This is a genomic window from Synechococcus sp. H55.2, from assembly GCF_047462495.1.
In the GTDB taxonomy this organism is placed as follows: domain Bacteria; phylum Cyanobacteriota; class Cyanobacteriia; order Thermostichales; family Thermostichaceae; genus Thermostichus.
On sequence record NZ_JANSJH010000068.1, the window covers coordinates 6,741 to 15,498 of the forward strand.

At 57.6% G+C, this 8,758-nt stretch carries 10 protein-coding genes; 5 read left to right on the forward strand and 5 right to left on the reverse strand.

The features are described 5' to 3' along the window. The first annotated feature begins 163 nt into the window (after window positions 1–163). The 5 genes from lepA to NW844_RS08945 all read left to right on the forward strand — a co-directional run bounded on the left by lepA (window position 164) and on the right by NW844_RS08945 (window position 4,788). Window positions 164–1,975 carry a translation elongation factor 4 gene (gene lepA, locus NW844_RS08925; RefSeq protein ID WP_414335038.1) on the forward strand — a complete coding sequence of 604 codons (1,812 nt, stop codon included), beginning with the start codon at window positions 164–166 and terminating at the stop codon, window positions 1,973–1,975. Then, window positions 1,968–2,618 carry a bis(5'-nucleosyl)-tetraphosphatase (symmetrical) YqeK gene (yqeK, locus tag NW844_RS08930; RefSeq protein ID WP_414335039.1) on the forward strand — a complete coding sequence of 217 codons (651 nt, stop codon included), beginning with the start codon at window positions 1,968–1,970 and terminating at the stop codon, window positions 2,616–2,618. The genes lepA and yqeK overlap by 8 nt, the downstream gene beginning before the upstream one ends. 12 nt (window positions 2,619–2,630) lie before the next feature. Continuing rightward, complete coding sequence (gene rsfS, locus NW844_RS08935) at window positions 2,631–3,002, forward strand: ribosome silencing factor (protein WP_414335040.1); 372 nt, start codon at window positions 2,631–2,633, stop codon at window positions 3,000–3,002. A 502-nt stretch (window positions 3,003–3,504) separates the two neighbouring features. Continuing rightward, entirely contained in the window at window positions 3,505–3,828 is a 324-nt protein-coding gene (locus NW844_RS08940) for a hypothetical protein (RefSeq protein WP_414335041.1), read from the forward strand. A 48-nt stretch (window positions 3,829–3,876) separates the two neighbouring features. After that, window positions 3,877–4,788, forward strand: coding sequence for a histone deacetylase (locus tag NW844_RS08945; RefSeq protein WP_414335042.1), 912 nt, complete (start codon window positions 3,877–3,879; stop codon window positions 4,786–4,788). Here NW844_RS08945 and NW844_RS08950 read toward each other — a convergent pair. From NW844_RS08950 to remA, 5 genes are all read right to left on the reverse strand, one after another. Then, window positions 4,785–5,936, reverse strand: a complete 1,152-nt coding sequence (locus NW844_RS08950) for an NAD-dependent epimerase/dehydratase family protein (RefSeq protein ID WP_414335043.1) — start codon at window positions 5,934–5,936, stop codon at window positions 4,785–4,787. The two genes, NW844_RS08945 and NW844_RS08950, sit on opposite strands and share 4 nt — an antisense overlap. 100 nt (window positions 5,937–6,036) lie before the next feature. Beyond that, window positions 6,037–6,975, reverse strand: a complete 939-nt coding sequence (locus tag NW844_RS08955; RefSeq protein WP_414335044.1) for a spermidine synthase — start codon at window positions 6,973–6,975, stop codon at window positions 6,037–6,039. Between the two features lie 122 nt (window positions 6,976–7,097). Continuing rightward, the gene (speD, locus tag NW844_RS08960) at window positions 7,098–7,556 is read right to left on the reverse strand and encodes an adenosylmethionine decarboxylase (protein WP_414335045.1); all 459 of its coding nucleotides are present in this window, start codon (window positions 7,554–7,556) and stop codon (window positions 7,098–7,100) included. A 193-nt stretch (window positions 7,557–7,749) separates the two neighbouring features. After that, on the reverse strand, window positions 7,750–8,397 hold the full coding sequence (gmk, locus tag NW844_RS08965) for a guanylate kinase (protein ID WP_414335046.1): 648 nt from the start codon (window positions 8,395–8,397) through the stop codon (window positions 7,750–7,752). Window positions 8,398–8,480: 83 nt separating this feature from the next. After that, window positions 8,481–8,750 (reverse strand): extracellular matrix/biofilm regulator RemA, encoded by a 270-nt coding sequence (gene remA / locus NW844_RS08970; RefSeq protein WP_414335047.1) that lies wholly within the window; start codon window positions 8,748–8,750, stop codon window positions 8,481–8,483. Window positions 8,751–8,758 lie beyond the last annotated feature (8 nt).

Here is an 8,758-nt window from a genome sequence, read left to right on the forward strand (position 1 = left end):
GGGAGAGGGGCCGGGGGTGAGGGCGGGTCGGCGGCAAAGTGTCTTCGTCTTGTTTGAAACGACTCTATCTTCCTCCTTGCCGGTTAACTTCTGGACAACCTTGGCCTGGGCAGAGGGCCAAAGAGGCTAGCATTGTAAAAAATCTTTGCCCTGACAGGTTCTTATGACCGACGTTCCCGTCTCCCGCATTCGCAACTTTTCCATCATCGCCCACATCGACCACGGCAAATCCACCCTGGCCGACCGGCTCTTGCAAGAAACCGGCACCGTTTCAGCTCGCGAGATGAAGCCGCAACTGTTGGACAACATGGAACTGGAGCGGGAACGGGGCATCACCATCAAGCTGCAGGCGGCCCGCATGAACTACCGCGCCCAAGACGGCCAGAACTATGTGCTCAACCTCATCGACACGCCGGGGCATGTGGACTTTACCTACGAAGTCTCCCGCTCCCTGGCAGCCTGCGAAGGGGCGCTGCTGGTGGTGGATGCCTCTCAAGGTGTGGAAGCGCAGACCCTGGCCAACGTCTATCTGGCCCTAGAGAACAACCTAGAGATCATCCCGGTGATCAACAAAATTGACCTGCCGGGGGCGGAGCCGGAGCGGGTGATCGCTGAGATCGAGCAGGTAATCGGCCTCGATTGCAGCGGAGCGATCTTGGCTTCTGCCAAAATGGGCATCGGCATCCAAGAGATCCTAGAGGCTATTGTGCAGCGGGTGCCCCCGCCACGGGATACGGTGGCGGATCCCTTGCGGGCTTTGATTTTCGATAGCTACTACGACTCCTACCGCGGTGTGATCGTCTATGTGCGCATCATGGATGGGGAGGTGAAGACGGGAGACAAGATTTGCTTCATGGCCTCTGGCCGAGAATACGAGATTACCGAGCTGGGGGTGATGCGCCCCCATCAAGAGCCGGTCGAGGCCCTGCATGCGGGCGAGGTGGGCTACGTGGCCGCTGCCATCAAGAGCGTGGAACACGCCCGTGTTGGGGATACCATTACGCTTGTCCATCGCAAGGCCTCTGAACCTCTGCCCGGCTACAAAGAAGCCAAGCCGATGGTGTTTTGTGGCCTCTTCCCCAGCAGCTCCGATCAATACGCCGAACTCAAAGAAGCTCTGGAAAAACTCAAGCTCAACGATGCTGCTCTCTACTTTGAGCCGGAAGTTTCCCCTGCCATGGGCTTTGGCTTCCGCTGTGGTTTTCTGGGCCTGCTGCACATGGAGGTGGTTCAGGAGCGCCTAGAACGGGAGTACAACCTCGATTTGGTGATTACAGCTCCGACGGTGGTGTACCAAGTTACCCTCAACAACGGCTCTGTGATTCGGGTAGACAATCCCAGCAAGCTGCCTTCCCCCAACGAGCGCACCAGCATTGAGGAGCCGATTGTGAGGGTAGAGGTGATTCTTCCTGAGGAATTTGTCGGTACCGTGATGGAGCTGTGCGAGACCAAACGCGGCACCTTTAAGGACATGAAATATCTGGCGCAGGGTCGAACTACGCTTGTATATGAGCTACCGCTGGCAGAAGTGGTCACCGACTTTTTCGATCAATTGAAATCGCGCACCCGTGGCTACGCCAGCATGGACTACCAAATGGTGGGTTATCGTGCGGATGATCTGGTGCGCTTGGACATTTTGATTAACGGCGAGGTGGTGGATTCTTTATCCACTATTGTGCATCGGGACAAAGCTTTTTATGTAGGCCGTTCCCTGGTTGCCAAGTTGCGGGAGCTGATCCCCCGCCATCAATTTGAAGTGCCCATTCAGGCGGCGATCGGCTCCAAAGTGATTGCTCGTGAAACCATACCGGCCCTGCGCAAAAATGTCTTGGCCAAGTGCTACGGAGGAGATGTGACCCGCAAACGCAAGCTTTTGGAAAAGCAAAAAGAGGGGAAAAAACGCATGAAGGCAGTGGGAACGGTGGATGTGCCCCAAGAAGCATTTATGGCGGTGCTGAAGTTGCAAAATGACTAGGGTGAGCGGCGCTCAACTGCAGCGGGAGGAGGTGTTGGCCTGGCTACAGCGTCAGGTGCCGCCCCCTCGCCTTCGCCATATCTTGGGGGTAGAGGCAATGGCCCGGCAACTGGCGGCCCACTATGGGCTGGATGAGCAAAAAGCTGCTTGGGCAGGGTTGATGCACGACCTGGCCAAGTCCTTCCCGCCGGAGCAACTGTTGCAAAGGGTGGCTCAGGAACGGGAGCTGGACGAGATCGAGCGGGCCGAACCCCACATTCTCCACGCCGAGGTGGGATCCCTGCTGGCACGGGAGCAGTTTCAGGTACAGGATGCAGAGATTTTGGCGGCCATTGCCAACCACACCCTGGGGCGGCCCGGCATGGATCCGCTGAGTTGTGTGGTTTTTGTAGCCGATGCTCTGGAGCCGAATCGGGGCAGCAGCCCAGAATTGGAGCGGTTGCGGCAGATGGCTTTTGTAGATTTGTCTAAAACCGTGGTGGGAGTCTGTGACTTGAGCCTAAAATTTTTGCTAGATCGGAATCAGGTGATTCATCCGCGCACCCTCATGACTCGGAATCATTTTCTGTTGCATCCTTTAGATAGAAAGGATTTAGAGAAGGTTATGTTCCAAGGCAACTCAGTCGTTTCGGGAGGGTTTTAGTTGCTACAGCTTATGCCTGCCCCTGCCGGGGATCCCATCTATCGCATGGCGTTGAGCGCAGCTCGCGCGGCGGAAGAAAAAAAAGGTGGCGACATTGTTCTGCTGGATGTGTCCCAGATTTCCACACTGGCAGACTACTTCCTTTTGATCAGCGGCTATTCGCTTACACAGGTTCGCGCCATTGCCCGGGCAATTGAGGAAAATCTTTGGGAGAAGTGGCAACAAGCTCCGCGCCGCATCGAAGGCCAAGACTCAGGCTCCTGGATTCTGATCGACTATGCGGATCTCATCGTCCATGTGCTCTTGCAAGAGGAAAGAAACTACTATGACCTAGAATCTTTCTGGATCCAGGCCCAGCGAGTTGATTTACCATTGGCGGGCTAGCCTCATTGTTTCTGAGTTCAGATCCCTAAGCTGCAACGGCTTTGCGGAGCCCGTAGCTGGGGCCAGCAGTCACCTGTCTGGCGTCTCAGCACTTGTCTCAGCAGTATTCCAAGCCGGCTTTGGCGCGCTAAGTTAGCCAATTGTCAAAAAATATGTAAGTTCCTTGATATTCCCATAATTTTTCACATAGTCGTATGCTAGCGTGGTGGGCGAGGAGTGGTTGAGTGAGATCTTCTTTCTCACTGTGGCTGAGCTTCTATAGTCTTTGTTAAATACTGTACCCTGCTCTCCTCGGAAGCTCGATAATTTTTCGTTGGTGCCGGATGCCAGCGAAGCGATCTTCACGGTTTCTGATGGTTCCTGTTGGCTGCTTTTAGCGGCAAGTGGGAAGACAAACGAGGTAAATAGAGATGGAAAGGCTTAGCCGCAGAAGAGATCTTACACACGCTTTGTTTAATACCTGTTTTAAGAGTGACAGGGATTTTTAGGAGGGACGTTGATCATGATGGAAAAGATGTTGGTTAATATCGTTGAGTATCTGGCCCTAGGAGAGCTGGAAAATTACCTCTGTACCGAGCATCCCCATCAGCAGGTGTTTCATGACGCCAAGGAGCGGGAAGCGATGATGCAGCAGATCCTAAACCGCGTTCCTGCTGTCTACATGTGGCTGGCTCCCGATGAGTGTCCCAGCCACGATCAGCTCAACCCCTCTGAGCTGGAATTGCTCCGCTCAGTGGTGCGGGATGTGGTCAAGCAGAAGCTGCAACAAGCTTCTTTTGGCGTTGACCCCTATGCGGGATCCATGTCGGAAGCTTTTTACGGGTAGAGAAGCACGGGCTTAGGCTAAACTGCGAGAACATTGCCTCGCCCTGGTATGTTGCCCGTCTACTATTCGGAGACCTTTCTCCGCCACGACACTGGTCCCTTCCATCCTGAGCGCCCGGCTCGCCTGCAGGCCATTGTCAAGGCGCTGCGCAGCGCCTCTTTCGCCGAGCATCTGGAATGGCGGGATCCCCCCTTGGCCGATCTGGCCGAGTTGGAGCGGGTTCACCCGCGCTGGCACATTCAACGGGTGGCCGAGTTGGCCGCGAGGGGCGGGGGACGCATCGACGCAGATACTTCCGTTTCCGCAGCAAGCTTCGAGGCGGCGCGCTTGGCGGTGGGAGCCTGGCTTGCCGCTTCCGCTTCGGCTTTGGCCGCAGCTCAGCCGGCTTTGGTGCTGTGTCGCCCGCCGGGGCATCACGCGGAGCCAGAACGGGCGATGGGGTTTTGCCTCTTCAGCAACGCCGCCATTGCTGCCCTCTGGGCCCTGGAGCAGCCAGGGGTAAGGCGGGTGGCGATTTTCGATTGGGATGTCCATCACGGCAACGGCACGCAGGCAGTGGTGGAGCGCCACCCCCAACTGGCCTATGCCTCTATCCATCAGTTTCCCCTCTACCCCGGCACGGGCTTGGCCCAGGAAACCGGGATCCACGGCAACCTCTGCAATGTGCCTCTGCCTGCTGGGTCAGACTGGTCGGCCTATAAAAAGGCTCTCGATGAGAAGATTTTGCCCTTCTTGCGGGCCTTCCAGCCGGATTTGCTGCTGGTGAGCGCCGGCTTTGACTGTGCCAAAGGGGATCCCTTGGCCAGCATGCTGCTGGAGCAGGAAGACTTTGGCCGCCTGGCTCACCTCTGCCTGGAGGAGGTGACCCGCAAGACCGTCTTCGGCCTAGAAGGGGGCTATGACCTGGAGAATCTGGCCCGCGGCTGGCTGAGCCTGGCCCAAGCTTGCCTAGAGAGCTAGCCCTTCCACTTCACCTTGGGCAGGATCTGCCGCACATCCACCCGGTCTTTGTACTTGAGGGCGAAGTTGAGCAGCGAATCCAAAAGTGAGTCAGACAGATAGTGGGGCTGCAGGCCCAGATCTAGGAGCTTGGTATTTTTGGCGTTGTAGTAGTGCTCCTCTAGCTCGACGCGGGGGTTCTCCAGGTAGTTGATCTCCACCTTCAGACCCAGGGTGGCCCCCGCCTTTTGCACCAACAGCGCCAGTTGCTCCACGCTAAATTGCTCCGTGAACTGGTTCATCACCCGGAACTGACCCGGCTCGGCGGGATGGGCGATGGCCAGCTCCACACAGCGCACCGTGTCGCGGATATCCAGGAAGCCACGGGTTTGGCCCCCCTTGCCGTACACCGTCAGTGGGTGCCCCACCGCCGCCTGAATGCAAAAGCGGTTTAGAGCCGTGCCGAACACGCCGTCGTAGTCGAGGCGGTTGATCAGCACTTCGTCCATGCCGGTTTCTTCTGTTAACACGCCGTACACCACTCCTTGATTGAGGTCGGTGGCCCGCAGGCCCCAGACGCGGCAGGCGAAGTGGATGTTGTGGCTGTCGTGCACTTTGGAGAGGTGATACATGGATCCCGGCTGCTTGGGATAGGGCAGGGTATCCTTGCGGCCGTTGTGCTCGATGGTGATGTACCCCTCCTCGATGTCGATGTTGGGGGTGCCATACTCGCCCATGGTGCCCAACTTCACCAGGTGGCAATCGGGAAATTCCTCCTTGATGGCGTAGAGGATGTTCAGGGTGCCCACCACGTTGTTCACCTGGGTCATCACCGCATGTTCGCGGCTGATCATCGAGTAGGGGGCAGAGCGCTGCTCGCCAAAGTGGACGATGGCATCCGGCGGGAAGCGGCGCATGCAGGAGATCAAGGCTTCGTAGTTGGTGACGTCGCAAACGAAAATGGGAATATCTTTGCCGGTCAAGCCCTTCCAACGATCCACCCGCTGCTCGAGCTGGGCAATGGGCGTCAGGGTAGAAACCCCCAGTTGCAGATCCCAGAGGCGGCGGACATAAGAATCGAGAATGGCCACCTCATAGCCCCTGTTAGACAGGTGCAGGGCTGTCGCCCAGCCGCAGTATCCGTCACCACCAATAACCAGGACTTTCATCAGGGAAGCAAAATTCGGCTGCTCACGAATCTACCAAGTTATGGCATCGAAGACAAATACCCTGGGATCCCATTTTTAATCGCGGATTGGGGCCGACAGGTTACTCGACCTGAGGAGGGTTATCCAGGGTGTAAACCGTGGTCTCGGCGGCAATGGCGCGGCGCAGGTGAGCCGGGACTTGGTAAAGCCCCAGCAGGGTGATGCCATCGAGAAAGCGCAGCGTCCCTCGAGCGGGATCCAACTGCTGGCTCAGAATCTGGTCGATCTGTTCCGGCTCCGGCCTGGAAGAGATGGGATCCTGGGCTGCCAGGGCAAACCCCAGCGGCCCGCCGTAGGTGGGGGCGTAGATAGCGTAGGGCTGCACAGCAGCAAACACCGTTTTCAGGGTGTGAACGATGCGGGTGTGCTGCCACAAGTCCACCGGCCCCGTCGGCCCCGCCTGGAGGACAAAAGCCCCAGCGGGCTGCAACTTGGAGCGGATCTGGCGGAAAAACTCCTGGGTAAAGAGGCGGTAGGCAGGGCCAGCTTCAACAGGATCCGATAGGTCGGAGAGGATGACATCCCAAACCGGCTCTGTCCGGTGGAGAAAGTCGAAAGCATCGGCAATCACGACCTGCACACGCGGATCTTCAAAGGATCCCTGGTGCATTTCCGGCAGGTGCTCTCGACAGGCGGCCACTACCTCCCCATCGATGTCCACCATCACCACCTGCTCCACCGAGCGCCAACGCAGCACCTCCCGCAGCGTCGCCCCTTCGGCCCCTCCCAACACCAATACCCGCCGGGGGATCCCGCCTGCTTGGACGACCTGCACCAGGGCCGGGTGAACCAGAGCCTCGTGGTACAGAAACTCATCCACCGTGGTGGATTGCCAATGCCCATCCAGCATTAGACCCTTGCCGTAGGCCCCCGTCTCGGCGATGAGCATCTCCTGGAAAGGGGTTTTGCGGTAGGCCAGGATGCGCGTGACTGCACGGGCGGTGTAGTCCCAAGGGGTCAAGTACTCCTGAACCCAAAAGAAACTCCTCGGGCTGTCCATCGGCACACCTCGCCGTACCGTTGATAGGAACCGACCTCTGGGATACCCAGATCCCATGCCGGGATTTTCAGTGGTTGAATCTCGAGATCCCGTGAAGTCGGAAAAAGCTGCCACCGGCCATCTCAGCGCCTTCGTCCGGTCGCTTCGCAGGTAAGCACCTCAGCCGAGTCGGGGTCTTCTTCCAGGAGTGTCGGTTGCGTGGTGCGGCGGGGCACCTTGCGCAGGGAATATCGCCGCGCTTGAAACACGTCGATCAAATATTCGCAGGCCGCTTCCGGTCGGGTGTGGCGACCACAGGTAAAGACATCCACCGCCGCATAGCCCGTCTCAGGCCAGGTGTGGATGGAGATATGGGATTCTCCCAAAAGGGCCAGCGCCGTAATCCCCTGCGGCTCAAATGGATGGCACAGTTGTCCCAAAAAGGTGGAGTTGGAACGTCTGGCTGCCTCCCGCAAAGCCTGTTGCACGAGAGAGGCATCATCCAGAAGATTGGCCGGGCAGTCGTAAAGCTCCAGGATACAGTGGATCCCGATCAGAGCTGGAGACCTATCCCCTAATTGGCCAGATAGTGTGTGCAGCATACTATCCCCTAATTGGCCAGATAGAACTGATTAGAACCAGAGGCTGCGCAAAAAGCACAGCTTTACTATCATCTCACAAGCAAAGCCAAATCACACCCCCCAGCGGCTTTTTTCTTAACCGCCAGTTAACTCTAGAGGCGGTTTCGAGGCGCTGCAACCCAGACACCGGCTTTTGAGGGAAGGGTTGGAGAAGCTAAGACTGCTGCTCTCTCGAAGGGGGGGCGGGAGGATAGAGCAGGGCTTCCAGCTCTTGCAGAGCTCGCTCCAGGTTGTCGTTGACAATCACGTAGTCAAATTCGTCTTGGGCATCCAATTCCTTGCGGGCCTGTTCTAGGCGCCGCTCGATGCTTGCCTCTGAGTCTTGTCCGCGCTCACGAATGCGACGTTCTAGCTCTTCCAGAGAAGGGGGACAGAGAAAGATGCGAATGGCGTCTGGATACTGCTGCCTCACCTGGCGGGCCCCGGCCAGCTCAATTTCCAGCAGCACATCCTGACCCTGTCTGAGTTTTTGGCAGACGATCTCGCGGGGAGTGCCGTAAAAGTTGCCGGCATACTGTGCCCATTCCAACAGCTCATTGGCTTCGATCAAACTGAGAAATTCCTCGCGACTGCGAAAGTAGTAGTTGACGCCTTCCTGTTCGCCGGGGCGGGGCGGGCGGGTGGTGACCGAGACCGAAAAATACAGTTCGGGGTGGCGCTGGCGCAATTGGCTGACCAGCGTACCTTTGCCTACCCCGCTGGGCCCTGTCAACACCAGCAGGCGACCGCAAGTGGCAGGAGGTGGAAGGGATCCCTGCGGCTGCGTACACTCAGAGGAAACTGGGGCAGGAGAGGCTGGCATAGGCAGAGAGCGACGAGCTGGTTTGGGTTTGTTTTAGAATATCTCACTCTTGGTTCTTGCAGATGGCTTGCGGCGATGGGCTTTCACTCGGTTTCCTCTGACAAACCGGGCTTGGCCGTTAGGAAGCGGTTGGCAACGGTTTCGGGCTGGATAGCAGAGAGAATCACGTGCCCGGAATCGGTGATGATGACAGCGCGGGTGCGGCGACCGTAGGTAGCATCCACCAACTGGCCCCGCTCGCGGGCATCACTGATGATGCGTTTGATGGGCGCTGACTCGGGACTCACAATGGCGATCACACGTCCGGCGGCGACGATGTTGCCAAAGCCAATGTTGATTAGGCGGGTATCCATAGGGTGAT

What these genes read in the sequence shown, in the direction of transcription:
- yqeK (WP_414335039.1), top strand. Translation starts at nt 1,968, where the DNA reads ATGACTAGGGTGAGCGGCGCTCAACTGCAGCGGGAGGAGGTGTTGGCC.
- NW844_RS08950 (WP_414335043.1), bottom strand. Translation starts at nt 5,936, where the DNA reads ATGAAAGTCCTGGTTATTGGTGGTGACGGATACTGCGGCTGGGCGACA.
- lepA (WP_414335038.1), top strand. Translation starts at nt 164, where the DNA reads ATGACCGACGTTCCCGTCTCCCGCATTCGCAACTTTTCCATCATCGCC.
- rsfS (WP_414335040.1), top strand. Translation starts at nt 2,631, where the DNA reads ATGCCTGCCCCTGCCGGGGATCCCATCTATCGCATGGCGTTGAGCGCA.
- NW844_RS08945 (WP_414335042.1), top strand. Translation starts at nt 3,877, where the DNA reads ATGTTGCCCGTCTACTATTCGGAGACCTTTCTCCGCCACGACACTGGT.
- NW844_RS08940 (WP_414335041.1), top strand. Translation starts at nt 3,505, where the DNA reads ATGATGGAAAAGATGTTGGTTAATATCGTTGAGTATCTGGCCCTAGGA.
- NW844_RS08955 (WP_414335044.1), bottom strand. Translation starts at nt 6,975, where the DNA reads ATGGACAGCCCGAGGAGTTTCTTTTGGGTTCAGGAGTACTTGACCCCT.
- speD (WP_414335045.1), bottom strand. Translation starts at nt 7,556, where the DNA reads ATGCTGCACACACTATCTGGCCAATTAGGGGATAGGTCTCCAGCTCTG.
- remA (WP_414335047.1), bottom strand. Translation starts at nt 8,750, where the DNA reads ATGGATACCCGCCTAATCAACATTGGCTTTGGCAACATCGTCGCCGCC.
- gmk (WP_414335046.1), bottom strand. Translation starts at nt 8,397, where the DNA reads ATGCCAGCCTCTCCTGCCCCAGTTTCCTCTGAGTGTACGCAGCCGCAG.